This is a genomic window from uncultured Pontibacter sp., from assembly GCF_947499215.1.
Taxonomy (GTDB): domain Bacteria; phylum Bacteroidota; class Bacteroidia; order Cytophagales; family Hymenobacteraceae; genus Pontibacter.
The window spans coordinates 117,285-142,567 of record NZ_CANMNI010000002.1; the positions used below are offsets into that span (position 1 = coordinate 117,285).

Annotated in this window: 26 protein-coding genes and 1 tRNA gene; 18 read left to right on the forward strand and 9 right to left on the reverse strand. The window is 47.7% G+C overall.

The window, feature by feature from the left end; translation table 11 throughout:
- Positions 1-41: 41 nt before the first annotated feature.
- Both Q1A04_RS08395 and Q1A04_RS08400 read right to left on the reverse strand, forming a co-directional pair.
- Complete coding sequence (locus tag Q1A04_RS08395) at positions 42-650, reverse strand: sigma-70 family RNA polymerase sigma factor (protein WP_007659731.1); 609 nt, start codon at positions 648-650, stop codon at positions 42-44.
- Positions 641-1,744, reverse strand: a complete 1,104-nt coding sequence (locus tag Q1A04_RS08400) for a glycosyltransferase (protein ID WP_299703935.1) — start codon at positions 1,742-1,744, stop codon at positions 641-643. Before Q1A04_RS08400 ends, Q1A04_RS08395 begins: the two co-directional genes overlap by 10 nt.
- 275 nt (positions 1,745-2,019) lie before the next feature.
- Between Q1A04_RS08400 and tgt the strand changes: the two genes are divergently transcribed.
- The 3 genes from tgt to Q1A04_RS08415 are packed head-to-tail and all read left to right on the forward strand — an operon-like array spanning position 2,020 to position 5,181.
- Positions 2,020-3,150, forward strand: coding sequence for a tRNA guanosine(34) transglycosylase Tgt (tgt, locus tag Q1A04_RS08405; protein WP_299703938.1), 1,131 nt, complete (start codon positions 2,020-2,022; stop codon positions 3,148-3,150).
- Positions 3,151-3,163: 13 nt separating this feature from the next.
- The gene (locus tag Q1A04_RS08410) at positions 3,164-4,240 is read left to right on the forward strand and encodes an LptF/LptG family permease (RefSeq protein ID WP_299703941.1); all 1,077 of its coding nucleotides are present in this window, start codon (positions 3,164-3,166) and stop codon (positions 4,238-4,240) included.
- A complete protein-coding gene (locus Q1A04_RS08415; protein ID WP_299703944.1) occupies positions 4,240-5,181 on the forward strand; it encodes a DMT family transporter in 942 nt (313 codons plus the stop codon). The genes Q1A04_RS08410 and Q1A04_RS08415 overlap by 1 nt, the downstream gene beginning before the upstream one ends.
- Here Q1A04_RS08415 and ispE read toward each other — a convergent pair.
- Both ispE and Q1A04_RS08425 read right to left on the reverse strand, forming a co-directional pair.
- The gene (gene ispE / locus Q1A04_RS08420; protein WP_299703947.1) at positions 5,137-5,943 is read right to left on the reverse strand and encodes a 4-(cytidine 5'-diphospho)-2-C-methyl-D-erythritol kinase; all 807 of its coding nucleotides are present in this window, start codon (positions 5,941-5,943) and stop codon (positions 5,137-5,139) included. The genes Q1A04_RS08415 and ispE overlap by 45 nt on opposite strands.
- 140 nt (positions 5,944-6,083) lie before the next feature.
- Positions 6,084-7,223 carry a PLP-dependent aspartate aminotransferase family protein gene (locus Q1A04_RS08425; RefSeq protein WP_299703949.1) on the reverse strand — a complete coding sequence of 380 codons (1,140 nt, stop codon included), beginning with the start codon at positions 7,221-7,223 and terminating at the stop codon, positions 6,084-6,086.
- A 148-nt stretch (positions 7,224-7,371) separates the two neighbouring features.
- Here Q1A04_RS08425 and Q1A04_RS08430 point away from each other — a divergent pair, with 148 nt between their 5' ends.
- The 6 genes from Q1A04_RS08430 (at position 7,372) to Q1A04_RS08455 (ending at position 12,579) form a co-directional block, all read left to right on the forward strand.
- Positions 7,372-8,430 carry a ferredoxin--NADP reductase gene (locus tag Q1A04_RS08430; protein ID WP_299703952.1) on the forward strand — a complete coding sequence of 353 codons (1,059 nt, stop codon included), beginning with the start codon at positions 7,372-7,374 and terminating at the stop codon, positions 8,428-8,430.
- Between the two features lie 143 nt (positions 8,431-8,573).
- A complete protein-coding gene (locus tag Q1A04_RS08435; protein WP_299703955.1) occupies positions 8,574-9,590 on the forward strand; it encodes an MAC/perforin domain-containing protein in 1,017 nt (338 codons plus the stop codon).
- A gap of 104 nt (positions 9,591-9,694) precedes the next feature.
- Positions 9,695-10,342, forward strand: coding sequence for a porin family protein (locus Q1A04_RS08440; protein WP_299703958.1), 648 nt, complete (start codon positions 9,695-9,697; stop codon positions 10,340-10,342).
- 121 nt (positions 10,343-10,463) lie between these two features.
- Positions 10,464-11,189: a DUF2071 domain-containing protein gene (locus tag Q1A04_RS08445; RefSeq protein WP_299703961.1), complete on the forward strand. Its 726-nt coding sequence runs from the start codon at positions 10,464-10,466 to the stop codon at positions 11,187-11,189.
- 5 nt (positions 11,190-11,194) lie between these two features.
- Positions 11,195-11,845 (forward strand): hypothetical protein, encoded by a 651-nt coding sequence (locus tag Q1A04_RS08450; protein WP_299703963.1) that lies wholly within the window; start codon positions 11,195-11,197, stop codon positions 11,843-11,845.
- Between the two features lie 212 nt (positions 11,846-12,057).
- A complete protein-coding gene (locus Q1A04_RS08455) occupies positions 12,058-12,579 on the forward strand; it encodes a hypothetical protein (protein ID WP_299703966.1) in 522 nt (173 codons plus the stop codon).
- 205 nt (positions 12,580-12,784) lie between these two features.
- Here the strand turns inward: Q1A04_RS08455 and Q1A04_RS08460 are convergent, their stop codons facing one another.
- The 4 genes from Q1A04_RS08460 to atpD all read right to left on the reverse strand — a co-directional run bounded on the left by Q1A04_RS08460 (position 12,785) and on the right by atpD (position 15,879).
- Positions 12,785-13,333: a hypothetical protein gene (locus tag Q1A04_RS08460; protein ID WP_299703968.1), complete on the reverse strand. Its 549-nt coding sequence runs from the start codon at positions 13,331-13,333 to the stop codon at positions 12,785-12,787.
- Positions 13,323-13,805, reverse strand: coding sequence for a sigma-70 family RNA polymerase sigma factor (locus Q1A04_RS08465; protein WP_299703971.1), 483 nt, complete (start codon positions 13,803-13,805; stop codon positions 13,323-13,325). The genes Q1A04_RS08460 and Q1A04_RS08465 overlap by 11 nt, the downstream gene beginning before the upstream one ends.
- A 248-nt stretch (positions 13,806-14,053) precedes the next feature.
- Positions 14,054-14,299, reverse strand: coding sequence for an ATP synthase F1 subunit epsilon (gene atpC / locus Q1A04_RS08470; RefSeq protein WP_299703973.1), 246 nt, complete (start codon positions 14,297-14,299; stop codon positions 14,054-14,056).
- 74 nt (positions 14,300-14,373) lie between these two features.
- Entirely contained in the window at positions 14,374-15,879 is a 1,506-nt protein-coding gene (gene atpD / locus Q1A04_RS08475) for a F0F1 ATP synthase subunit beta (RefSeq protein ID WP_299703976.1), read from the reverse strand.
- A 291-nt stretch (positions 15,880-16,170) separates the two neighbouring features.
- Between atpD and Q1A04_RS08480 the strand changes: the two genes are divergently transcribed.
- Positions 16,171-18,678, forward strand: coding sequence for a DPP IV N-terminal domain-containing protein (locus Q1A04_RS08480; protein WP_299703979.1), 2,508 nt, complete (start codon positions 16,171-16,173; stop codon positions 18,676-18,678).
- A gap of 226 nt (positions 18,679-18,904) precedes the next feature.
- Here the strand turns inward: Q1A04_RS08480 and Q1A04_RS08485 are convergent, their stop codons facing one another.
- Complete coding sequence (locus Q1A04_RS08485) at positions 18,905-19,141, reverse strand: hypothetical protein (RefSeq protein WP_299703982.1); 237 nt, start codon at positions 19,139-19,141, stop codon at positions 18,905-18,907.
- Positions 19,142-19,306: 165 nt separating this feature from the next.
- Here Q1A04_RS08485 and Q1A04_RS08490 point away from each other — a divergent pair, with 165 nt between their 5' ends.
- The 8 genes from Q1A04_RS08490 to Q1A04_RS08525 all read left to right on the forward strand — a co-directional run bounded on the left by Q1A04_RS08490 (position 19,307) and on the right by Q1A04_RS08525 (position 25,227).
- On the forward strand, positions 19,307-19,606 hold the full coding sequence (locus Q1A04_RS08490; RefSeq protein WP_299703985.1) for a hypothetical protein: 300 nt from the start codon (positions 19,307-19,309) through the stop codon (positions 19,604-19,606).
- A gap of 135 nt (positions 19,607-19,741) precedes the next feature.
- Positions 19,742-19,814, forward strand: a tRNA-Gln gene (locus Q1A04_RS08495).
- A 162-nt stretch (positions 19,815-19,976) separates the two neighbouring features.
- Positions 19,977-20,906, forward strand: a complete 930-nt coding sequence (locus tag Q1A04_RS08500) for a ribose-phosphate pyrophosphokinase (RefSeq protein ID WP_299703988.1) — start codon at positions 19,977-19,979, stop codon at positions 20,904-20,906.
- Positions 20,907-20,996: 90 nt separating this feature from the next.
- Positions 20,997-21,359 carry an energy transducer TonB gene (locus Q1A04_RS08505; RefSeq protein ID WP_299703991.1) on the forward strand — a complete coding sequence of 121 codons (363 nt, stop codon included), beginning with the start codon at positions 20,997-20,999 and terminating at the stop codon, positions 21,357-21,359.
- A 107-nt stretch (positions 21,360-21,466) separates the two neighbouring features.
- On the forward strand, positions 21,467-22,054 hold the full coding sequence (locus Q1A04_RS08510; RefSeq protein ID WP_299703994.1) for a 50S ribosomal protein L25/general stress protein Ctc: 588 nt from the start codon (positions 21,467-21,469) through the stop codon (positions 22,052-22,054).
- 255 nt (positions 22,055-22,309) lie between these two features.
- Positions 22,310-22,873: an aminoacyl-tRNA hydrolase gene (gene pth, locus Q1A04_RS08515; RefSeq protein WP_299706964.1), complete on the forward strand. Its 564-nt coding sequence runs from the start codon at positions 22,310-22,312 to the stop codon at positions 22,871-22,873.
- A gap of 127 nt (positions 22,874-23,000) precedes the next feature.
- Complete coding sequence (locus tag Q1A04_RS08520; protein WP_299703997.1) at positions 23,001-23,873, forward strand: hypothetical protein; 873 nt, start codon at positions 23,001-23,003, stop codon at positions 23,871-23,873.
- Between the two features lie 79 nt (positions 23,874-23,952).
- Positions 23,953-25,227 carry an MFS transporter gene (locus Q1A04_RS08525; RefSeq protein ID WP_299704000.1) on the forward strand — a complete coding sequence of 425 codons (1,275 nt, stop codon included), beginning with the start codon at positions 23,953-23,955 and terminating at the stop codon, positions 25,225-25,227.
- Positions 25,228-25,283 lie beyond the last annotated feature (56 nt).

Genomic DNA, 25,283 nt, shown 5'->3' on the forward strand with positions numbered 1-25,283 from the left:
GTTTAAAATCGATTATTCTATAAACAATCAGCTACCAACTATTAAATCAAGTGCTTCTTATTCTTCACCATGTCATAGAGCAACTCGCGGGCGCGGTGCAGCTGGGCTTTTACGGTGCCGAGCGGGGCGTTCAGTTCGGTTGCGATCTCTTCGTATGACAGTTCGTTGAAGTAGCGAAGTGTTACGAGGCGCTGGTACTTCTCAGGCAGCTTGGCTACCACGTACTGCATAATTTCGATCTTCTGGTTCTTAATCGCCTCTTCCTGCGGATTCAGGTTCTTGTCTTTAAAGTCGATCGTGATCTCGTCGCCATTGTCAATCTTAATGGCCGAATCGATGCTCATCGTCTTGATGCGGTTCTTACGGATAAAGTCGATACAGTTGTTGGTCGCGATGCGGAACAGCCAAGTACTGAAAGCGTACTCCGGGTTGAACTTGTGCAGGTTGCGAAAAGCTTTGGCAAAGGCCTCTATGGTTAAGTCCTCGGCATCGTCGGCGTTGCGGACCATTTTGAGCACCACGTGGTATACCGGCTTCTTATAGATACTCATCAGCTCAGCATAAGCCTTTTCGTCGTTCTCTTCGACAGCCGCTTGTATCAGCTTGAAATCGTGCTTTGCTTTTGCGGAGAATTGTTTGTTTACTTCCATCTGATTCGTTTGTTCAATACAACAGATACTCCAAGGAGCAGGTAACTAAAAAAATAGGCAATATCGAGTAGCGGCAAAAGCGGCAAAGAAAGATCTTCGTCTAGCCTGCGCGCCACACTTAGGTACACCGGAAACACCACTAGGTAGCGTAATCCGATAAGCGCAGCCAAGATAATCAAATGGCTATTGAGAACAAGAAGAATAATAAACAGCGTGTAAAAAAGAATATTGGATGAAATAAAAGCCCCTATCCTCCCCTTGTCTGACGCATTGTATTGCCTTCCGGCGGCCATGTGCCTTCTTTTCTGCACCAGCCATTCCCCAAATTTCTTTTTAGGAATGCTGACCGTTTGCCCTTCCTTGCTGATAACAATGCTTGTCTTACTATTGTTGACGGCATCGCGAACAAAAAGGTCATCGTCGCCGCCAGTAGTCTTGATATGAGATGCAAACCCTTTGTTTCTAAAGAAACACGACTTAGTATACGATAAGTTTCGGCCTACGCCCATGTAAGCGTGTCCTTTGTTTGCATGAGACAGATACTGAATTGCGGTCAGTAAGGTTTCATATCGGATGAGATGATTGAGAAACCCGCCCAGTTTCTTGTAGGGGGAATAACCGATAACTAGCTCAGTGCCAAGCGCATAGCCACTTTGCATTTTTTCGATCCAGCGCTCGCTGCACGGGCGGCAGTCAGCGTCGGTAAACAACATGTGTTCGTACTTGGCGGCACGTATACCCAGCGCCAGCGCGTATTTCTTCGGATTTAAATACTCCGGTGTTTTTTTGATCGTTACAACCCTGAAATTCTCGAATTGCCGCTCCAGCTCATACACATAAAATTCCGTGTCGTCGTCCGACCTGTCATTGACCAAAACGACTTCAAACTCGGGATATTGCTGGTCGAGCAAAGCGGGCAGCAACTCGATCAGGTTTTCGAGCTCATTGTGAGCCGCCACGATCACCGACACCGGCCGGTGGGTGTCCGGCTCCGGGTCTTGATACCTGCTCAGAGGCAGGAAATAGAAAAAAGCGTAATAAAGCTGCACCAGCACGCAGAAAGCCAGCACTGCCAAGAGTATAAGTGTAATCAAATTTCTTTAATTGTTGATTGTTGGATTGTTAAATTGCTGTGTGGTTCAACACCTTAGATCGCACATTGTCCAACACCGCCTTTGACTATCAAAAATAGGTATAATTAAGCCATTTACGAACATCTTCATCATTTAATAATTGTTTATGTTTTGTGGGTCCGCACTTCGTATCTTTGCAGATTATTCAGACAACCATTTAGCAAAAAACAGGGGCCTTCGTGCCACAGAAGCTTTGGCGTGCTTCTTGTAGCATACCGCGCTGACAATCACAGACTATGCAGTTTTCATTAGTAGCAAAAGATATACAGTCAAAGGCCCGTGCCGGGGTGGTGCAAACAGCACACGGTGCTATCGAAACCCCGATCTTCATGCCCGTAGGTACGGCAGGAACCGTGAAAGCGGTTCACCAGCGTGAACTAAAAGACGATATTAAGGCGGAAATCATACTCGGCAACACCTACCACCTCTACCTACGTCCGGGCCTCAACATACTCGAGCAGGCCGGTGGCTTGCACAAATTCAATGGCTGGGACCGCCCGATCCTCACCGACAGTGGCGGCTATCAGGTGTTCTCGCTGGCCGGCACCCGCAAGATCAAGGAAGAGGGTGTGAAGTTTAAGTCACACATCGACGGCTCTGCGCTCGATTTTACGCCGGAGAACGTGATGGACACTCAGCGTACCATTGGTGCCGACATCATCATGGCTTTTGACGAATGCACACCTTATCCTTGCGACTATACCTACGCCAAAAACTCGATGGAGCGCACGCACCGCTGGCTGCAACGTTGCGTCGACCGCTTCGACAGCACCGAGCCCAAGTACGGCTATGACCAGACGCTCTTCCCGATTGTGCAAGGCAGCACCTACAAGGACCTGCGCGTGCAGTCCGCTGAGACCATCGCCAGCTTTGGCCGCGAAGGCAACGCCATAGGCGGCCTGTCAGTAGGAGAGCCGGCCGAGATGATGTATGAGATGACCGAGATCGTGTGCGATATACTGCCAGCCGACAAGCCCCGTTACCTGATGGGTGTGGGCACGCCGGCCAACATCCTCGAAAATATCGCCTTGGGCGTGGATATGTTCGACTGCGTGCTGCCGACCCGCAATGCCCGAAACGGCATGCTGTTTACGACGCAGGGCATCATCAATATACGCAACCAGAAGTGGGCCACCGACCACAGTCCGATCGATGCGGAACTAGGCGGCTATGTCAGCACGTTCTACAGCAAGGCTTATTTGCGCCACTTGGTCCACAGCAACGAATACTTGGGGCCACAGATCGCCAGTGTGCACAACCTGACCTTCTACCTGTGGCTGGTAAAACAAGCCAGACAGCACATCATCGCCGGCACTTTCCGCGACTGGAAAGACGTGATGGTGAAGAAACTAATGACGAGACTGTAATTAAAGCAACCCATTGAAGCTACTCGATAAATACATACTGAAGAAGTTCCTGACCGCGTATGTGTTCACGGTACTGATCATGGTGGCCGTTATTCTGGTGATTGACTTCACTGAGAAGAACGACGACTTCATCAAGCACAATGTGGCCATTTCGGAGATCATCTTCGACTACTACATCCACCTGATCCCGTTCTATGCCAACATGCTGAGCCCGATCACGGTGTTCATCGCGACGGTGTTCGTAACGGCCAAGATGGCCTCGCATACCGAGATCGTAGCTATTTTGAGTAGTGGTGTTAGCTTCAAGCGTCTTTTGGTGCCTTATCTCATTGGCTCTACGCTCATTGGGGCCTTGATCTTTGGCCTGATCGGCTGGGTAATTCCGAATGCGAACAAGAAAAGTGTTGCTTTTCAGGTGAAGTACGTGAAGAGTCCTTTTACTTATGACAGCCGCAACATTCACCTGAAAATAGCCCCTGACACCTATGTGTACATGGAGAGTTACAACATCAACTCGCACGTAGGGTATAACTTCGCTATTGAGAACATCAAAGGGACAAACATGACCCAGAAGCTCACGGCCAGCAGCGTACAGTGGAACGAAGAGAAAGAGAAGTGGCACGTAGACCGCTATACCCTGCGTACCTTCGACGGCGAAAAAGAAACCATCTACCATGGCGGGGCGCTGGATACAACCCTCAACATACTCCCCAAGGACTTTGAAAGTACCTACAAGCTGGAGCAGACCATGACCCTGCCGGAACTCAACCGCTTTATACAGGAGAAAAGAGATCGCGGCGCCGATGACATTGAAATTTACCTTGTCGAAAAATATGAGCGTTATAGCTATCCGTTTGCCATTGTCATCCTGACGGTGATCGGGGTGATTGTGAGTGCCCGCAAATCACGGGGCGGCGTAGGCATGCAAATCGCGTTGGGCTTCTTTTTAGCTTTCGTGTTCATCATTTTTGTAATTACGAGCCGCAGTCTGGCACAGGTAGGCGACCTCGAACCTCATATTGCGGCATGGGTGCCGAGCATTATTTTTACAGGTATAGGCTTTCTACTTTATCGTTATATTCCACGCTAATGCCGCGTTTAAAGGATTTTATTGAGCTCCATTTCATTGTGTTGTTATGGGGTTTCACAGCCATACTTGGCAAACTGATCACAATACCGGCAGTGGAGTTAGTTTTTCTCCGCACGCTCATCGCGGCCTTAGCGTTGGGCGCTATTATCTACCGCCGCAAAACTCCGTTCTGGCTGGGGCGCAGTAATATGTTCATCATCATGGGCGTGGGTCTGATGATCTCGGCACACTGGATTCTGTTTTTCGCCTCGGCCCGCATTTCGTCGGTTTCGCTGTGTCTGGTAGGCATGGCCACCTGCAGTCTGTGGACAGCGCTGTTGGAGCCTGCCTTCACGAGCAAGAAGTTGAAAGTCCACGAAATTCTGTTGGGGCTTATCATTCTGATGGGTCTGTACATTATTTTCCAAGCCGAAACGGAGTTTGACAATATGCTGGGCATCGGTATGGCGGTGGGTTCTGCACTGTTAGGCGCGATTTTCACAATTATCAACGCCAGACTAGCCAAAAAGCATCCTTCTACCACCATTACAGCCTATGAAATGGCAGGTGCCTGCATCGGCACGGCGCTGTTCTTCCCCATCTATGCCGATTTGTTTACGGAGACAGGTACGCTGAACTTTGCCATGAACGGCATGGATTGGGTATACCTGTTGCTATTGGCAGTAGTGTGTACGGTGTATGCCTATACCGCCTCGGTAAGGCTTATGCAGAAAATATCGGCCTATACCGTCAATTTGACGGTTAACATGGAGCCCATTTACGGCATCCTATTGGCATGGGTGATCTTCAATGAGAATGAGCAGATGACCTCCAACTTTTACATTGGGGCGGTCATCATTCTAATTAGCGTATTTATTCACCCTGTGCTGGACACTTATACCGAGCGACGCAGAAAACTAAAGCAGGCCTTTCCAGAGAAGGTAATGGCTGGAGAAGAGTAAATCGGCAGGAGCCTCCTTGAACAAACCGTATACCGCAGAGCCGGAGCCCGTCATGGAAGCATAGTCGGCGCCGGCGCTGTAGAGTTGCTCTTTGATGGCTGCCAGCTCTGGATACTTCGGTAACAGCGCCTCTTCAAAGTCATTCTTCAGCACGTCTTTCCATACCTGCACTTCCTGCTTCAGGTACATTTCTATACCACAGCTTGGCTTTTTAGGCACGATATTACCGTAGGCCTCTGCCGTTGTGATGTGGATGCCCGGGTATACTACTACACAGGTATAGCCACTCAAATCGAGCTCCACTGGCTTGAACACATCGCCTTTTTCTACCGCTATCACGGATTTGTTACGCACGAAAAAGGCGCAGTCGCTTCCCAGTTGCCGGGCGTAATCTTCTAATTGGTCCGCACTTACATTTAGCTCAAACAAAGAGTTGAGCTGCTTCAAGGCAAAGGCCGCATCTGCAGAACCGCCTCCCAGCCCCGCTCCCATCGGTATAACTTTGTGTAGGTGCATGTGCACCGGAGGCAGCTGAAAGTCCTGCTGCAGCAGCTTGTAGGCCTTCAGGCAAAGGTTGCTGTCTGGGTTGCCGGGCACGGGCAGTCCGCTCATGGTAAATGCCAATTCATCGGCTGGCAAAATCTCCAGTGCATCGCACCACTGCACCGGATAGAAACACGATTCGAGATTATGAAATCCGTCGGGCCGCTTCTCTGTAACCAGCAGGCCAATGTTTATTTTAGCGTTCGGAAAATCCAGCATAGGTATGGTAATGTAATAGCAAGGTATTTAAAACTGCGTAGCTATACTTGGTTTTTCAGCTACAGGTATAGCATTAACTTTACTTTTAACTCCTAAACACCTTAATTCTGAGACTCAAAAATCCCCCAACTTTCTAACTCCTAAACTCTTAAACTCTCCAAGGCTTGCTCCAAATCTACTAGCAGTTCCTCTGTTTCCTCTATACCTACTGACAAACGAATAAGCCCCAATGTTATGCCGAGCTTCTGCTGCTGCTCCGGGCTCAGGCTGCGGTGGGAAGTGCGTAGCGGGTGCGAGATGGAAGTGCTCACCCCTGCCAGCGAGGGAGCAAAAGGAATATTCTGCAAGGCCTGCATAAAGGCGTTCACCGTCTCCGTCTGATCATCCTTCAGTTTGAAAGAGAGCATACCGCCATACATGCCACTCCCCTGCTCTTTTGCCAACTCGTGCTGCGGATGCTGCGTCAGACCCGGATACCATACCTGTTTCACATTCGGGTGCTGTTCCAGAAACTCCGCTACCGCCATGGCATTTGTGCAGTGCTGCCGCATTCGCAGCTTTAGGGTTTTCAGGCCACGGGCCGCCAGCCAGCTTTCAAAAGGGCTCAGGTTGAGGCCGTAGGTACGCATGATCTGCTTGCTGCGCTCACTGTCTTCTGCAGTTCCCGCCACCACAACCCCGGCTGTTACGTCGCTGTGGCCGGAAAGATACTTGGTTACGCTGTGGATGACCATATCAGCGCCCAAAGCAAGTGGTTTGGTGATGACCGGTGTGGCAAAGGTATTGTCTACCACCAGCTTTATACCTACCCGCTTCGTCTCTTCTACCAGTCGCTTTAGGTCCACCACTTGCAGTAGCGGATTGCTCATGGTTTCGGCTAGCAGTAGCTTTGAGTTAGGCTGCACAAGATCCCCCAAGGTATAGAGACTGTCGCTTGGTACGTAGGTTACAGCTATACCCATACGGGTCAATTCTTGCGACAGCAAGGCCGCTGAGCCGCCGTAGATCTCCTCTGCGCACAGCAGGTGGTCGCCTGACTGGCAATAGGTCAGCACAGCAGTCAGTATAGCCGACATGCCCGAAGAGGTGGCCACAGCCCCTGCACCACCCTCCAGTTTATTTACTTCCTCGGCCAGCTCATCGGAGTTGGGGTTGCCGTAGCGGGTATACATGTACTGCTGTCCCGGTTGCTCGAAGTATAGCTCAAGGTCGTTCAGGTCTTCGAAAGTAAAAACCGAGGTCTGGTAGATCGGGGTCGTTTTGGGTGAAATCTTGGGCATGATCAGGTATAGCTCAATCGTTTTTTAAAGATAAACAGGATTTGGGAATGGACTGGCAGGTCAATTTTTATTTTTGCCTCTACTACTATCAAATCTTTAGACGGACTGCACCCCGTATACAGGGCATAAACCCAGCAGTTCTAAGAATATGACCCCAGCTGAAAAACCAAACTACCATACCCTTACCATCACACATATCAAAGAGGAAGTCCCGGGAGTTAAGATTTTCACTTTGCAACCTGAGGACAATAAACCCCTGCCCTACAAAGCGGGACAATACCTGACCTTGGTGCATCATAGTCCGCATGGCGAAGTGCGGCGGTCCTATTCCATCACCTCCTCCCCTGTGCTAATCGAGCCGCTCATGATCGGTGTGAAGCGGATTGAGAATGGCCTGTTCTCCCGCATGCTGGTAGACAACGCACGAGTAGGCGACAAACTGACAAGCGCTGGCGTTGCTGGTCTGTTTACGATACCTGAGGAGACAACATCGGTTAAACAGATTTTCTTTCTGGCGGCTGGCAGTGGCATTACTCCGATTTACTCCTTACTAAAAACTCTGCTACACGCCCATCCGGAGCTATCGGCCGTGCTGCTCTACAGCAACAGTTCCCCAAAGCGGGCCATGTTTCTCGAGCCGCTGCAGCAGCTTGCAATTGACTTCCCCGATAGGCTGCACGTTGAGTTTATCTTTAGCAACTCCGCTGACCTGAGCCGGGCGCGGCTGCACAAAGACCTGCTGCATACCTTCCTACAGACCTTATCTCGCGTGCCTTATGAACAGCAACTCTACTACTTGTGCGGCCCTGACAACTACATGCGACTCATGTCGTTCGCGCTGCGGCAGGCAGGTATACCTGAGTCTAACATCCGAAAAGAGATTTTCAACACCGATATTCGTAAGCCGGTCAAGCTGATACCGCCTGATACAGCCGCCCATCATGTCACGCTGCACTTGCAAGGAAAAACACATACCCTACTCTCCCGCTATCCGCATAATATCCTGCAAAGCGCCCGGCAGGCAGGTATAGACCTGCCCTATAGCTGCGAAACCGGCAAGTGCGGCAGTTGTATCGCCCGTGTGCTACACGGGAAAGTGTGGATGTCTTACAATGAGGTGCTTACGGAACGTGATATCGAAAGGGGCCTGACACTGACCTGTGTTGGCTTTCCTATTGGCGGAGATGTGGAGTTGGAGGTGCTGTAGTTAATTTTCTTTCTGCCATCCTACAACATATTACCAATACAACGCTTTATCAAGTCCTAAAAGACTTAACTCTTAAATTCAATTCTAATAATATATTGTAATTTTACTGTAGACCTATTCAGTAATAAAGTACCACCATTTCTATGAAACAACTACTACCATTTATTTTCTTATTCAGCATATTAGTTTCTTGTAGTAAACAGTATATAGAACCAGAAGCCACATCACGTACGGACGATACGATTACGGTTACAAACCTCAATCCCGAGTATTCTTTACCATCCTCAGCAGGAGGGGAATACAACTTGCTCGGACACGGCTATGATGTAACCGGTCCGTTTGCTGAGGCAAGTGCTGCAGGTCATCAAATAATTGATGTCTTAAAATTCAAGGAAGATAGCCCGAGTCTTGTTGACCTTGGCAGGTCCAATGTTGGTAGCGCAAGAACTTTCGCATCAGAAAATGCACAGGCTTATTCCCAGATGTTATCATCAGAAACTAAGGGGCAGAGATTGTTTAAAGGCGCTATCACGTCTTACTTCCCCAATCAGGATGCCCTTTCTGATAAATATATCTACTCAAGTTACACCTTGCTTGTGGAACGGAAGAGAGTTAAAATGATGCCTGATTTAAGATTACTACAGAAATATGTAACAGATACTTTCAAGGCGGATATTCAAAGCAAATCTCCTCAAGAGATAGTGGAAAAATATGGCACGCATATTTTAACCGATATTACTTTAGGAGCAAAACTGGTGGTATTATATCAGGCAGAGACTGAAAACAGAGACAGAGAAAAGGCAGCTAAGTTAGGCTTAACTGTAGCTATGGGTAATGTATTCAAATTTTCCACAGGCGATTTGGATAACGCCAATACCACATCTGCCACAGGCAATTTTTCACAAAAGCTCAGCTACAGGGCTTTTAACGGAGATCCGGACAAAATATCCCAAACTACATCTCCCGAATCTAAACATCCCACTGTTGATATATCCGGATGGCAGCAGAGTTTGTCAACAACTGATGATGTGCTCATAGATTTCAACTTTTCTGGAGATTCTTTATTGCCGTTGTATGATGTGATTGAGGATCCGGTAAAAAGAGAGGAAGTGAGAGCGTATGTTGAAGCTTACTTAGCAGAAAATCAGGTTGAACTATAGCGGTTCTACAAAATTACACTTTATCTATAGGAGGTGGAAGTTTAGTTATAGTACCAATAAGCGTATGTTTACGATTTTCTGTAAGTTGGACTTAATAATATAAAATGAAGATAAAGAGACCTCTAATCATTTTTCTTTTTGCTCTCATAGGTCATAGTGGATATAGCCAAGTTTCAATTGGTGCAAGGGCAGGGTTAAATTTTGCTAGAATAGTATCTGCATTAGAGGAAGCTGAGACGCGTGGGTTCAAGAGGGGATATTACGCAGGAGCCACCGCTCAAGTAGAACTTTCGGAAAGGCGGTTTGTACGTGCGGAACTTCTTTATACTCAAAAGGGGAATAGGTACGGAGCTAGCTTTCTTTCTCCTGATGGAGGAGAGTCAACTTTCCACTATGCGGCTGTTGCGTGGCATCATGGCTACCGCCCCACAGAAAAGCTCTCCTTACTTTTGGGTCCCCAAGTTGGCAAACTTATGAGCGCGAACACAAGGTTTGCTGACAAGAGTTTTGACATCACTGACTCTTACAGTAAATGGGATTTGGGACTTGACCTAGGGCTAGAGTACAGAATTACAGCTAAGTTGGGAATTGAAACAAGATACACCTATGGGTTTAGGCTCATGTCAGAAACTCAGGATAGGCGATTTGGCGGGACCTCTAGTAGTTCAGGAAGAAGGTATGATGGAGCAAACCGAGTTTTACAGATCGGACTAATATACTTTTTGAAGGAGGGAGAAGACAGAGCTAAATAGGCCTATGCTTTGAAGCAATTTTAATAAAAGCATTAGTCTAACAAGAAATACTTAGTCCAACAAAACCTAAACCACACCAAGGCGTGCTTTAGCAAAGCCGTTAATCCTCTAAATCATAATCATGAGTTTTCTGAAAGCAGAGTGGCGGAAACTAGCCATCGCGAACTACGAGGTAGACAGCTCCTTGCTAAAAGACTACCTCCCCTATGGCACTGAGCTTGACTTATGGAACGGCAAGTGTTATGTGAGCTTGGTCGGCTTTATGTTCCTGAACACCAAACTGCTGAATCTAAAAATACCGTTTCATGTGAACTTCGAAGAAGTGAATCTCCGGTTCTATGTGAAAAGGCTGGAGCATGATATCTGGAAGCGGGGTGTGGTATTTATCAAGGAGATTGTTCCTAAGCCAGCTTTGACTTTCGTTGCCAACACGGTCTATAAAGAGCACTACGAAACGTTACCTATGAAACACAGTTGGAGCGAGACCGAAAGCGAAAGGCTGGTAGAATATAGCTGGAAGAAAAAAACCAAATGGCAGACTTTCCGTGTGCGGGCGAGCAAAGAGGCAAGCTTGATACAGTCCGCTAGTGAAACTGAGTTTATAACGGAGCACTACTGGGGCTATGCGAAAGTCAGTGATGCCAAAACGAATGAATATGAAGTGACCCACCCCAGATGGGATGCCTATGACGTGGTGAGTTATGAAATTGATGTGGATTTCGGAGAGGTGTACGGACCTCAGTTTGGCTTCTTGAGTATGGAACGCCCTGTTTCTGTCATGCTGGCGGAAGGCTCTGAAATAAAGGTTGAAAACAAGAAAACGATAGTGGACGCTGTATCCGCTTAACCAAAATGGCAATTATCATTCCCGTCCTTTTCTTCATGCTCCTGCCCCTGATTTTCATCGGCGTCGGCTACTACTTTGACTATAAGCATGACAAGCGAGATTTTGTGGCTACCTTAAAAAAAATGGCTCGCGAGCTTTTAAAGCTGGCCGCTGTAACTGCCATAATTACCATAGGCGGGAAATTCATTTACCAGCTATTCCCTTTAGATCATGATTATGGCAAAAGCTACAATGCGACAAGGGCCGAAGCGAGCATACCTTTAATTGAAGCCGAATGGAAGTTAGCCGAGCACGCCGGCAACAGGTATACGCAATGGTGGATGGACTCAACCGACTCAGACAGGCGCACGCACACCCTCAAGATCATTAACTACAACTTGCTGGGACCAACGCAGGAGTTTGACTATTTTAGTAACCCAGCTGCATCATTTAGGCTAGAGTCCCAATACGATTATCAAAGCAATTCAATGAGCTATCGTATAATCAAGCCTAAAACGGGTGCCTACTTTAATTTTGCTGCAACTCAACCACATCCTGATGAAATTGTCACTTCTATCATGAAGGAAGAATTTGATAAAATCCTGAGAGACTGGCAGCTGCATCGCCAAGGTGCTGCAAAGCAAGAGATGGGTGTCGTACAACGAGGTGCTCAATGAAAAATATATTAAGTGGCCCCCCTTTACGTGTATTGACTTTCAGGTTGGTGCAAATGCGGAACTGGAGGATCTTTAAAAAATTGCAAGCAAAACGGCTCTTGTAAGTAGCAGTTCCCCTATATTGTTACATGTATTTAGGCATTAAAAGAACGCACCAATACTCAACAATACTGTACTGAAGCAAAAGTAAACGCAACCTTAAAGCTTTCCATATGAAATCACTTCTTAATTTCTTCTTCTTTATTTGTTTTAGCACGGCAACCTGCTATGCTCAAGACGGAATGCTAGATTCTTCTATGCTGCGCCTCAAAGAGTTAAAATTTTTTTCCGAAAAAGCTGCTATAGAAAAGGTCTTTGGCGCACCAAAAAAAATTACAGAGCCGAAGTACGAGTGTGGTTTTCACTCAGAGGCCGAACAAGGCCAGAAGTACTACCAATTAGTGTATGACAACATTGTATTTATCGGAAATGACAAGGAGAAATATATCATTGACTCGCTTGATTTTAGATTAGATAAAACACTTACCGTAAGGTATGGCAAATGGAATCTCAATTCCAAAACCTCAGTAGATGACTTTGTAAAAATATTCGGAGAAGCTATTCGAGAGGATTTTATAGATCAAGAGGACGGCACTACTTCTATGGCGCTGTTCTTTAAAAAGGGAGATGACGCTATGGCATTCAGCTTTGAGGGGGGTTATTTAGTTGCCATGCATTACTGGTCGCCCTGCTAGTTAATGCATCAGATTCGCTACAAAGTATAATACTTTGTAGCGAATCTGATGCTAATTTTTTTTCACGGCTACATTGTTCCTTAAAAACAAAAATCCCCTTCTGCTCTTATCAAGCGAAGGGGATTTTTTATGCTTACGTTGGCGCTGTACTACTTAGCGGTAGATGCTACAAAGATTAGCTTGTCATCATTTCCATTAAACTTACCTACTCCTCCACTATATTGATAGCCTGCTTGATACGACTAATCCAGTGCGACCAAGTTCGGGAAGAAAGGTACAGAAAGATCAGCGTTATCAATCCCATTCCTGCCAAGAAAAACACATGTTTAGCATCTAGTGAAATTGAAGAGGTGAAAAATACCCACAATGCTGTACTGAACAGTACCACCGATGTAAGTGAAAAGGCTCGCGCACGTTGCAATTGGATGAGAAAATACTGTAGAGAACTCAGCACATTTCCGGAACTCACTGGGTGCTTTAATGTGAAGTAACTATAAAGATTGCTGCTTAAATAAAAGAGTGCTCCAAGGACCAACACAATCGTAGCATATACAGGCTTCAGGTGGCCATCGAAGATATCATAGAAAACGAGAAGCATAACAGTTATAGCTACTGCTTCTATCACCAGTTTTGCTTTAATTCTTCGTAATACCGGGTGCTTATTCACATCCGTCATTTCCGTCAATTTCTCCTTAGTTACTATTTGGTCAGGAGTCTCCTGTTGCCATGCTGTTTTTAACTTATCAAGATCCATAACTGTGCTCTTTAACTAGTTGCTTAAGTTTATTTTTTATCCTGTTCAAACGGACTCCTACATTACTCTCACTTATTCCTACTATTTCACTGATCTCTTTATAAGAAAGATCTTCCAAGTAAAGCGATATCACTGCCCTTTCACCCTCGTTCAGTTGCTTTAGGGCAATAAGCAGTTGTTCGTATCCGTCATTTGAAGAGCTTTGCTCCTCAACCAAATCAGGAACAGAATCAGTGTATTTAATTGGAGTAGTCTGTTTCCGAAAAGATGCCAAGGCCGTGTTAAGCGAGATTCTATACATCCATGTAGTCACGCCAGATTCCTGCCTGAATTTTGGATAAGACTTCCATAGTTGGTAAACAATCTCCTGAAAAAGATCCTGCCTGTTTTCCAGAGAATCCCTGTACAGCTTACATATCTTGTGAATGATGCCTTGGTGCTGCTTTATCAAGTCCAGAAATTCTTCTTTCATACCGACAGTGCTTCTTTAGTCATTTGAGTTATTAGTTGCTGGCGGGATTAAAAACTTACAAATCAAGCTAAATTTATTTTTGCAAATAGTAAGACTACAAGCACAGTATATGCGCCATTTACCTGCAGATTAGGATTAAACTGTCAAATATGATTCTTACAAGTATACAGAAAGGGTATAAAAACAAAAATCCCCTTCTGCTCTTATCAAGCAGAAGGGGATTTTTTTATGCTTTAGCTAATGCTGTACTACTCGGTGGCTGATTCAGCCAGTACGATGATTTTGTTGTTCAGCACTTCTACCACACCACCATCCACAGTGTAGAACGTTTGTCCTTGCGCGGTAGTGATACGGATTCTGCCACTTTCGAGGGTGCTGATAAGGGGAGCGTGCGAGTTCAGAACCTCAAACGAACCGTTTGTGCCCGGAAACTGAGCAGCCTCTACCTCACCGGCAAAAACCTTCTTATCTGGTGTGATTATCTCTAAATACATCTGTTTCAGTTAACAGTTAACAATTATCAGTGACCAGAATTTGATAACTGATCACTGATAACTGTTTAATGAATTTATTTTGCTTCAGCCATCATCTTCTCACCTTTCGCTACGGCGTCTTCAATGGTACCAACCAAGTTGAAGGCTGCCTCAGGCAGGTGATCGTACTTACCGTCCATGATCTCGTTGAAGCCACGGATAGTGTCTTTGATGTCTACAAGCACACCAGCAAGGCCAGTGAACTGCTCGGCTACGTGGAACGGCTGAGACAGGAAACGCTGCACGCGGCGCGCTCTGTGTACAACCTGCTTATCTTCTTCAGAAAGTTCGTCCATACCAAGGATGGCGATGATGTCCTGAAGTTCTTTGTAACGCTGCAGGATCTCTTTCACACGCTGTGCTGTACCGTAGTGGTCTTCACCAAGAACGTCAGCAGAAAGAATGCGTGAAGTAGAGTCCAGTGGATCCACCGCAGGGTAGATACCAAGCTCGGCGATCTTACGGGAAAGTACTGTCGTAGCGTCCAGGTGAGCAAACGTTGTCGCCGGAGCCGGGTCAGTCAAGTCATCCGCAGGTACGTAAACGGCCTGTACAGAAGTAATGGAACCACGCTTAGTAGACGTGATACGCTCTTGCATGGCACCCATCTCCGTTGCCAGCGTTGGCTGGTAACCTACCGCTGATGGCATACGACCAAGAAGGGCCGACACCTCAGAGCCCGCCTGCGTGAAGCGGAAGATGTTGTCGATAAAGAACAGGATGTCACGACCAGCGCCAGTACCGTCACCGTCACGGAAGTTTTCCGCAATAGTAAGACCAGACAGGGCCACACGTGCACGGGCCCCAGGAGGCTCGTTCATCTGACCGAACACAAGCGTCGCCTGAGATTTCTCCAGCTCAGCCATGTCCACTTTCGTCAGATCCCATCCGCCAGCTTCCATTGAGTGCTTAAACTCTGCACCGTAACGGATAATGTCAGATTCCAAGAATTCGCGAAGCAAGTCATTTCCTTCGCGGGTACGCTCACCAACACCGGCAAACACGGAAAGACCAGAGTAGGCCTTGGCAATGTTGTTTACCAGTTCCATGATCAATACCGTTTTACCCACACCGGCACCACCGAACAGACCAATTTTACCACCTTTTACATAAGGGGCCAACAGGTCGATTACCTTGATACCAGTATAAAGGATTTCGGAAGACGTTGCCAGTTCTTCGAAACGCGGCGCAGCACGGTGAATTGGCAGACGCGTCGTAGCAACAGGCTGTGGAATACCATCAATCGCTTCGCCGATCACGTTGAACAGACGACCGTTAATGGAATCGCCAGTAGGCATCGTAATTGGGCCGCCCAAGTCGTTTACCTGTGCACCACGGGTAAGGCCTTCGGTAGAGTCCATCGCAATGGTACGTACACGGTCTTCACCCAAGTGCTGCTGTACTTCCAGCACGATGCGTTGGCCGTTTTCTTTAATTACCTCAAGTGCATCGAGGATGTTTGGTAATTTTGCGTTTTCACCCGCAAAGCTAACGTCCACAACCGGACCGATAACTTGGGTAATTCTGCCAATATTCGCCATTTGACTTTATATATTGATTAACTGTTATAACGGAGTTATTTCAAGGCGCAAAACTAAGGTATAAAAGGGACATTTCCACACAAGACCTCAAAAAGTTTTAACCTTCTCAAAATCAAAGGGTAGCGCATCTGTGTCAAAAACATGGGTTGCACGATGCAAGAGCATAATAATTTCGATGGCGCTGCTATAATATTATCCTCATGCTTTAAACTTTGGCGCCAGTTAGTAGTCTATACCTACCGAGCGGCTTATACCTGTTCACCTTAAAAATCACCCAAACCAACCTTTTTCATGAAGAAAATTTACCTTCTCGCTGTGCTGCTGCTAGCGGGCATTGGTGTGCAGGCACAACAGGCTGCACCCACCAAGGGAAATTACCAGCTGGCTTCCCGCTTCTCCCCCAAAAAGCTGGAAAAACTTATTTTCACGACCAACCTCGATCCGCACTGGCTCAAGAACTCCGACCGCTTCTGGTATGAGTACGAAACCAGCAACGGCAAGAACTGGTACATCGTGGACCCGGCTACCAAGTCTAAAAAACTGCTTTTCGACAATGCCAAAGTAGCCTCGGCTGTGACCATGATCGTGCAGGACCCCTTCGATGCGCAGCACTTGCCTATCCAAAACCTGAAGTTCGCTGAGGACGAGAAAAGCGTGCAGTTCGAGATCAAGAGCTCGATCGATCAGGTGAAGAAAGACCGGCTGGACAAGAAAGCGGCTGACTCGCTTGAGAAAAAGACGTTCTACTTCCGCTACAACCTCGCCACCGGTCAGGTGCAGGAGCTGAAGGATTTCGAAAAGCCTAAGTCCAAGCCGCGCTGGGCATCCATTTCACCGGACAAGTCTGTGGTAATATTCGCCAAGCAACACAACCTGTACTGGATGGACAAGGCCAACTACGAGAAGGCTCTGAAGAATGAGAAGGACTCCACCATTGTAGAGCACCAGCTCACCACCGACGGCGTGGAGTACTATACCTATGGCGATACTCGCGGCGAGACCAACGTGGAGCGTGAGAAGAACAAGAAGAACCGCAAGCCCGCCTTTATCATGTGGTCACCAGATTCCAAGCAATTTGCCATGATCCGCACGGACGAACGCAAAGTGAAGGACCTGTGGGTACTGCACCACACAGCGCAGGGCAGACCGGCACTGGAAACTTACAAATACCAGATGCCGGGTGAGAAAGAGGCTCCAAGAAGAGAGTTGACCATTTTCGACTTCGCCAACAAAACGCACAAAAGAATCAACACAGCAGCTTTCAAAGACCAAGAGCTATCGCTGTGGTCCGCCCCCGCCTTGCAAAAGCAGCGTGACGACGAGCACCGCCCTACCCTATGGCACGGCACCAAAGACAAGCTCTACTTTACCCGCACCAGCCGCGACCTCAAGAAGATCGATGTATGCGAGCTAGACATTGCATCAGGTAAAGTGACACCAGTAATCGAGGAGCGCTTCAACACGTATGTGGAAGTAAACCGCATCGGCCTGATTGGCGGCGGCAAGGAGATCATCCACTGGTCTGAGCGCGACGGCTGGGGCCACTTCTACCTTTATGACGGAGCCGGCAAACTGAAGAACAGAATTACATCTGGCGCCTTCCATGCCGAAGACATAGTAGGTATAGACGAGAAAAACCGCACGCTTTACTTCACAGCCAATGGCCGTGAGAATGGCGAAGACCCGTACCTGATGCACCTCTACCGCATCAATTTCGACGGCAGCGGCATGACGCTGCTCAACAAAGGCAACTTCGACAACAGCATCAGCCTGAACGACAACAACACCTTCTTCGTGAACACGGCTTCTCGCGTGAATACGGTACCGGTTTCGGCGCTGTACGACACCAAAGGCCGCAAAGTGATGGATCTAGAGAAAGCTGACCTGAATCGCCTCATGAGCACAGGTTATAAATTCCCTGAGCCCTTTATGGTAAAAGCGGACGATGGCATCACCGATATTTATGGTGTGATGTACAAGCCTTTCGATTTTGACTCTACCAAGACTTACCCGATTATCGCCTACGTATACCCGGGTCCGCAGACCGAGGCTGTAAACAAGTCTTTCGGCCGCAGCATGGACCGCATAGACCGTTTGGCGCAATTGGGCTTTGTGGTGATTACGGTGGGTAACCGCGGCGGCCACCCGGCCCGCTCTAAGTGGTACCATACCTACGGCTACGGCAACCTGCGCGACTACGGCCTCGCCGATAAGAAGGCAGCCATTGAGCAGTTGGCAGACCGCCACCGTTTCATCGACATCGACAGAGTAGGTATAACCGGGCACTCGGGTGGTGGCTTTATGTCAACGGCGGCCATGCTGGTATACCCTGATTTCTTCAAGGTAGCCGTATCGGGTGCCGGTAACCACGAGAACAACATCTATAACCGCTGGTGGAGCGAAAAGCACCACGGCGTGAAAGAAGTGGTATCTCCAAAAGGTGACACTACGTTTGTGTATGCCATTGAGAAAAACCCGGATCTGGCACGCAACCTGAAGGGGCACCTGATGTTAGCAACTGGCGACGTGGACAACAACGTGCACCCGGCCGGCACTATACGGATGGCCAATGCACTGATCAAAGCCAACAAGCGTTTCGATTTCGTGCTGCTGCCCGGCCAGCGCCACGGCTTCGGCGACATGACGGAGTATTTCTTCTGGATGATGGGCGACTATTTCACCAAGCACCTGCTCGGCGACTTCTCCCAGCCGGTTGACATCAAGGAAATCAACAGAGAGATCGAAAACGTGGGCGAGAAAAAACGGAAAGGCTTCGTAGCCGCCCCTGACGAGGAGTAACTCCTAGGCAAATCCGCTAAAACGAAAATCTCCGCTATGCAGCGTCTTTATAGACCGATGCGTAGCGGAGATTTTATTTATACCTGTTAAAAAATGTTTCTTAAATACTACAGAATCTGAGCCCAGATGGCCCGGAATAAGCGAAAGGCTAAAAATTTAAACATAATTGTAAGCGTAATCTTTTAAGGTATTCTAAATAAGACTCCCCACGTATTCGCAGAAAGCACTACAAATGTTTCAGCATCTCGATTTGCTCGTCGTCGAGCAGGATGTAACGGTTGTTAAAAGGGTTGGCGAAAAACTTCTCGGCTATGACGTATTCTCCCGTGTCCAGCTTGTGAATGTTGTAGCTGAAAAGACTGTTAGAGCGCTCGATCACCAGTTCGGTGCGACTGAGATCAAGCTGACGGCCGCAAGTGGTTGTAATCATGTCAGTGTTGACGGTCATTTTGGAAAGAATCATAGTTGGAAGATTTAGCAAAGTTCTTTACGCAGGACTTTACCATATGTGACAGCTATTGCCTAGAAAATCAGGGAAATTTATCCACATCATTTCCCACATTCCCAACATTATACCCTGCCATAGCCCCTCTGCACAGCTTACTGGCACATAAACAGAAAGATTTTTTTGCTCTCCGCGCCCGGTATGGCAGACGGTGGTCTATACATCACTTCGCTGGAGTCGGCTATACCGGAAGAACTGGACCTCGGCATCAGGACAGATAGGAATTTCAGAAAAGACGCTTTTTTATTCGCAGAGAGCCAGAGCCGCGTGACGGCTTCTGTTTCACTGGAACAGCAGGCCGCATTTGAACAAGCCATGCAAAATAAGGGCGTGAATTTCACTCAATTAGGCATGAAAACGTCCCATGATCACCACATCGACGGGTTGCTTTATTATGCCGCAACGGTAGTCAAAAAGTACTAAGACACGGCGCTGGAGCTGATTTTGCACTAAATTATTTCAAAAATTTTGCATCAAATGTTTGCAGTTTAAAATCGCCTGCCTATCTTTGCATCATCAAACGACAACGGTGCTTCGGCACGGAAGTTTAGTAGAGATTGTCCGATGGTGTAACTGGCAACACGTCTGATTTTGGTTCAGAAGAGTCCAGGTTCGAAACCTGGTCGGACAACATAAAAAAGGCAACCCACAGCAGTGCGGGTTGCCTTTTTTGCTTTTACCCCTCCCTCCTAACTAATTAAAAATCAGAAATATCAAGTAGCATATCTGCGGAATTTCGTAGCTTTGCAGGCATAATAACCTAAACCAAACCCTTCAAACACTTAGCATTATTATGCCACAGGTAAAAATTTTCGCTGGTTCCGCCTCCAAGTACTTAGCCGAAAAGATCGCAGCAGCTTACGGCACCACGCTCGGCGACTTAACCATTTCGCGCTTCAGCGATGGTGAGATAGGTGTACATTTCAACGAGTCAGTTCGTGGAGCAGAAGTGTTCATCGTGCAGTCAACGTTTCCGCCGGCAGACAACCTGATGGAGCTAATGCTGCTCGTAGACGCTGCAAAGCGCGCTTCAGCCCACAAAGTGATTGTGGTGATGCCTTACTACGGCTACGCCCGCCAAGACAGAAAAGACAAGCCACGCGTTTCTATCGGTTCTAAAGTATTGGCCAATGCCATACAGTCTGTAGGTGCCGACCGTCTGATGACCTGCGACCTGCACGCTGGCCAGATCCAAGGCTTCTTCGATATCCCGGTAGACCACCTTGATGGTTCGGCCATCTTCGTGCCCTACCTGCGCAGCCTAAACCTAGGCAACGACCTGATCTTCGCTTCTCCTGACGTTGGGGGTGTGGTAAGAACAAGAGCCTTTGCCAAGAACTTCGGAGCTGAAATGGTTGTCTGCGACAAACACCGCAAACGTGCCAATGAGATCGCCTCGATGCAGGTGATCGGTGACGTGGAAGGTATGGACGTGGTGCTGGTTGACGACATGGTAGACACAGCAGGTACCATTACCAAAGCGGCTGAGCTTTTAAAAGAAAAAGGCGCGAAGTCTGTGAGAGCCATCGCCACCCACCCTGTGCTTTCCGGTCCTGCCTACGAGCGCATCGAGAACTCTGTACTGGAAGAACTGGTTGTTTCGGACACCATTCCGCTGAAGCAGCAATGCTCTAAAATTAAGGTGCTCACTTTCTCTGAGATGTTTGCAAGAGCCATTAACAACGTGGTAACGCACGAGTCTATCAGCTCGCTGTTTATATAATTTCCCTTAAACGTACTTCAGGTGAGACGGATCTTCTTGCTTACTGTATTCCTTCTGAACTGTTTTTGGGGCTATAGCCAATCAATACAAGTGGAAGATTCGGCCAAAATTCATATTCCTAACGATTTTGATGTTGCGCCCACTTTCAAAAAAGGTGACAAGCAATTTCTTAAATTCATTAAGGAGAACGTAGCTTATCCTGAGCATGAAGGATTAGAAAATCTTACCGGACTAGTTGTCGTTCGCATGACAATTGATCTCGATGGTAGCACTTCTAATTTTGAAGTAGCAAAGTCTTTAGGAGAAAGATATGATCTTGAGGCAATTCGAGTTGCCACCCTCACTCACAAGATGTGGGTGCCAGCAAAACTGAATGGTGAAGATATAGCTTTTAGTTATCTGCTTCCTATCAGGTTCTATGCTCCAAAGGCAGGCAAAAGAAAGGCATTATAGAAGTTGATTCAGTTAGAAGCTATCTTTCACTTACTTAAAGAATAAAGTATAATAATTAAAAAAAAGGCATACCTTTGTGGCCTGAAAATTTTAACAAATTCATTTTTATGAAAACTTTAGAGATTATAGGGTTTAAAAGAGCAAATCTCGGCAAAGCGCAGATTAAAGAACTGCGTAATGAGTCTTATGTACCAGGTGTATTATATGGCGGCGCTGAGCAAGTACATTTCTATGCACCGGCTATCCTGTTCAGAGACTTGGTTTATTCTCCAGAAGTATACGAAGTAGACCTGAATATCGAAGGTACTCACTACAGAGCTATCCTTCAGGATGTACAGTTTCACCCAGTGAATGAGATGCTGCTGCACGTTGACTTCCTGCAGCTAGACGAAAATAAAGAAGTGAAGATTGAGGTTCCAGTTAAGTTTGTTGGTGTTTCTCCAGGCGTATTGGCCGGTGGTAAGCTTGTAACTAAACTGCGTAAGCTGAAAATCAAAGCACTTCCTGCTAACCTGCCAGATTACGTAGAGGTGAACATCTCTGATCTGGAGCTTGGTAAGTCTATCAAAGTAAGCAAGATTAAGAAAGGTAACTACGAGATCCTAACGAACTCACTTGCTCCAGTAGCAACTGTTACTATTCCACGTGCTCTTAAGAGCGCACAGGCTGAAGAAGCTCGCGGCGGTAAGAAATAATTACTGTTGCTTCAAAAGCATTCAAGATCCTGTCCCGCTCCGAGCGGGGCAGGATTTTTTGTTTCTGAAGGAAAATAAATTGTAGAATTACTAAATGGTTAAATTGTTGGTCGAACAGGAAAGTTCGTTTTGTGAATCAACCATTTAACAATCCAGCAATTTAACCGTCCAACCTTGAGCAATTCTACCATCCTAAAGCTAAAACAATGGCTGGGCCTTGAGCGCAAGGCAGCAGCCAGTACGGAAGACACAAGTATGAAATACCTGATCGTGGGCCTTGGCAACATTGGCTCAGAGTACGCAGAGACGCGTCACAACATTGGTTTTATGGTGCTGGACTACCTGGCACAGAAATTTGATGCGAAGTTCGATACTGGTCGCCACTCTTTCGTGACCGAGATCAAGAGTAAAGGCCGCACCTATGTGCTGGTGAAGCCTACTACTTACATGAACCTGAGCGGCAAGGCGGTGAGCCACTGGCTGAGCAGCCTAAAACTGACGCCGGACCAAATGATGGTGATCACCGATGACATTGCGCTGCCCTTTGGAAAGCTGCGCATACGTGCCAAAGGCAGCGCCGGTGGGCACAATGGCCTAAAGCACATCGAGGAGACACTGGGCCACAACAACTACCCAAGGCTACGCTTCGGAGTAGGCGACACGTTCCATAAAGGCAAGCAGGTAGACTATGTGCTCAGCAACTTTAGCGACGATGAAAAGATCGATCTGCAAACCATCATAGAGAAGGCGGCTGACTCTGTAATCGCTTTTGGCAGTATTGGGTTGGAGCGCACCATGAACCAGTTCAACACGAAGTAAGAAAAAACCATACTAGGGCGTTCTTTCTGAGTCCTGCGGTACAGCTACACCACAAGAATCAGAAAGAACGCCCTACTTATTTCCGCTTTTTCGTAGTAGGTATTGCCACAATCTGTTATACCTTACTATGGACTTGCTTTTCCTGACTTTCGGGCCAATTATTAAATATCATTACCAAGCGAACTTCAGCATGCTCTCTTTTCTGCAGCAGCGGGCCGAGGTTAATTCCATCAACATCTACACGGACTACCCGGAGTTCTATACCCGGCTTGGCGACTCGGTAAATGTGGTACCCGTATCGGAGAGCCTGCTTCGGAAATGGAAAGGGGAGCATGATTTTTTCTGGCGCGTGAAGATCAAAGTACTGGAGGATTTTATGCTGCGAGGTGGACAGCACCCAGTCGTATACCTTGACTCTGACACCTTCCTGCATCAGGACCTGATCCACTTCAAAGAGCAGTTACTACAGGGGAAGGCCTTTATGCATGAGTATGAGGGAAAGCTATCAGAACTCAAGAGCAAAACAGAGCAGACCATGTGGGGACAGCTGCAGGGCAAGACATTCGGTGGTCTGTCCATTACGCCGGACTGCCAGATGTGGAATGCCGGGGTAGTGGCCATACCTGCTCAGAAGAACTTAGAAACAGTTCGCTTGGCCCAGCGCATCTGCGACGACATGGTAGCCGCCGGCGTGACCAGACGCCTGATAGAGCAGTTCGCCCTCGCCACCGCCTTAAACCATACCTACGGACTGCAGCCCGCACGCCCATGGGTTGGGCACTATTGGTCTAACAAGGATGATTGGAATGAGGCAGTCGCGGCTTTCTTTCTGGAGTCGCTGCTCAAAACCTATACCTTGCAACAGGACTTGGCCCGCATGCAAGCTTTTGATTTCAGCCAATTCCCCATCCGCAGAAAGGTAAAGAACACCCGCATCCGGTTAATCAAACTCGTGGACAAGCTCTTCCCGATCCAACCCATCTCTTTTGTGGAGAAGTAAAGCGATTGCGTAGAATTCTTCTTACTATTGCGGAATAAAACAGCAGGCGAGCAACCGCTTTACCTGTGCCCTACATTCTATGAAACGCCTTCTTCTTTTATACCGCAACGCCTTCGGAGGACTCTCGCGTCCGGCTTGGATGATGTCGCTGGTGATGTTCATCAACCGGAGCGGCGCCATGGTAACACCCTTCTTGGCGGTATACCTGACCGAGGTGCTGGGCTACTCACTCAAAGAGGCCGGCATGATTCTGAGCATCTACGGGCTCGGCTCGGTGTGCGGTTCCTTTCTGGGCGGTTGGATGACCGACCGTGTGGGGCATTTTAAGGTGCAGTTCCTGAGCCTGACAATGGGTGGCAGCCTTTATTTCCTCTTGCTCAACCTGAGAGAGTTCGAGTACATGGCAGCCGGTGTGTTTATTTTGAGTCTTGTCAACGACACGCTGCGCCCTGCCAATGCGGCCTCTATCTCCTATTACGCCCGGCCTGAGAACGTAACAAGAGCTTTCTCGCTTAACCGGATGGCGCTCAATCTGGGCTTTTCCATCGGTCCGGCACTGGGCGGCTTTCTGGCGGCAATCTCCTATCGCTGGCTTTTTATAGCGGATGGCATTACCTGTATTTCGGCAGGCATCTTTTTCTTTTTCTATTTCAGGAACCAGCAAGGCCACCGACCGCAGCCCAAAAAGAAGAAAACGGAGCAAAATGAGGTGGCTATACCTACGGCTCAGTCCCCTTACCGCGATGTGCCGTTTCTTTTGTTTACGGTTTTGTGCTGCAGTTTTGCGGCTATCTTTTTTCAGTTCATTACCACACTCCCACTCTATTACCGGCAGGAGTACAATTTGTCGGAAACAGGTATAGGCAGCTTGCTAGCCTTTAATGGGTTTATCGTGTTCATGCTCGAGATGATCGCGGTATACCTGATAGGCGACAAGGTGCGAAAGTCAGTGCTGATTGTGGCAGGTATGCTGATGCTGGGCTTTTCGTTTATCCTGCTTAACCTGAACATGCAGGTAAGCACCCTGTATGTGGCCATGTTCTTGCTAAGTCTGTCCGAGATTCTGGCGATGCCTTTTATGGCGACTATTACCGTGGAGCGTTCCACGGAAAACAACCGGGGCGCTTACATGGGCCTCTATACCATTTCCTTTGCGGCAGCACACGTGGTGGCGCCTTATATGGGCACGACCATCGCCTCTAAGTATGGCTTTGACACACTCTGGTGGAGCGTGGGCGGACTGGCGGTTGTCACGGCGGCTGGCTTTTACTTTATCGTGCAACACATGGAGCGGGAGCGCCTGAGCAAACAGCCTGTTGTGGCTTCGGGTGAGGCAGGTGTGATGATCGGCTAAATATAAATTGAGGTATAAAACAAAAGCCCTTGCCTATTTTGATAGGCAAGGGCTTT

Coding starts and splice junctions, on each gene's coding strand:
- Q1A04_RS08395 (WP_007659731.1), bottom strand. CDS start 650: ATGGAAGTAAACAAACAATTCTCCGCAAAAGCAAAGCACGATTTCAAG.
- tgt (WP_299703938.1), top strand. CDS start 2,020: ATGCAGTTTTCATTAGTAGCAAAAGATATACAGTCAAAGGCCCGTGCC.
- Q1A04_RS08415 (WP_299703944.1), top strand. CDS start 4,240: ATGCCGCGTTTAAAGGATTTTATTGAGCTCCATTTCATTGTGTTGTTA.
- ispE (WP_299703947.1), bottom strand. CDS start 5,943: ATGCTGGATTTTCCGAACGCTAAAATAAACATTGGCCTGCTGGTTACA.
- Q1A04_RS08425 (WP_299703949.1), bottom strand. CDS start 7,223: ATGCCCAAGATTTCACCCAAAACGACCCCGATCTACCAGACCTCGGTT.
- Q1A04_RS08430 (WP_299703952.1), top strand. CDS start 7,372: ATGACCCCAGCTGAAAAACCAAACTACCATACCCTTACCATCACACAT.
- Q1A04_RS08435 (WP_299703955.1), top strand. CDS start 8,574: ATGAAACAACTACTACCATTTATTTTCTTATTCAGCATATTAGTTTCT.
- Q1A04_RS08440 (WP_299703958.1), top strand. CDS start 9,695: ATGAAGATAAAGAGACCTCTAATCATTTTTCTTTTTGCTCTCATAGGT.
- Q1A04_RS08445 (WP_299703961.1), top strand. CDS start 10,464: ATGAGTTTTCTGAAAGCAGAGTGGCGGAAACTAGCCATCGCGAACTAC.
- Q1A04_RS08450 (WP_299703963.1), top strand. CDS start 11,195: ATGGCAATTATCATTCCCGTCCTTTTCTTCATGCTCCTGCCCCTGATT.
- Q1A04_RS08455 (WP_299703966.1), top strand. CDS start 12,058: ATGAAATCACTTCTTAATTTCTTCTTCTTTATTTGTTTTAGCACGGCA.
- Q1A04_RS08460 (WP_299703968.1), bottom strand. CDS start 13,333: ATGGATCTTGATAAGTTAAAAACAGCATGGCAACAGGAGACTCCTGAC.
- Q1A04_RS08465 (WP_299703971.1), bottom strand. CDS start 13,805: ATGAAAGAAGAATTTCTGGACTTGATAAAGCAGCACCAAGGCATCATT.
- atpC (WP_299703973.1), bottom strand. CDS start 14,299: ATGTATTTAGAGATAATCACACCAGATAAGAAGGTTTTTGCCGGTGAG.
- atpD (WP_299703976.1), bottom strand. CDS start 15,879: ATGGCGAATATTGGCAGAATTACCCAAGTTATCGGTCCGGTTGTGGAC.
- Q1A04_RS08480 (WP_299703979.1), top strand. CDS start 16,171: ATGAAGAAAATTTACCTTCTCGCTGTGCTGCTGCTAGCGGGCATTGGT.
- Q1A04_RS08485 (WP_299703982.1), bottom strand. CDS start 19,141: ATGATTCTTTCCAAAATGACCGTCAACACTGACATGATTACAACCACT.
- Q1A04_RS08500 (WP_299703988.1), top strand. CDS start 19,977: ATGCCACAGGTAAAAATTTTCGCTGGTTCCGCCTCCAAGTACTTAGCC.
- Q1A04_RS08510 (WP_299703994.1), top strand. CDS start 21,467: ATGAAAACTTTAGAGATTATAGGGTTTAAAAGAGCAAATCTCGGCAAA.
- pth (WP_299706964.1), top strand. CDS start 22,310: ATGAAATACCTGATCGTGGGCCTTGGCAACATTGGCTCAGAGTACGCA.
- Q1A04_RS08520 (WP_299703997.1), top strand. CDS start 23,001: ATGGACTTGCTTTTCCTGACTTTCGGGCCAATTATTAAATATCATTAC.
- Q1A04_RS08525 (WP_299704000.1), top strand. CDS start 23,953: ATGAAACGCCTTCTTCTTTTATACCGCAACGCCTTCGGAGGACTCTCG.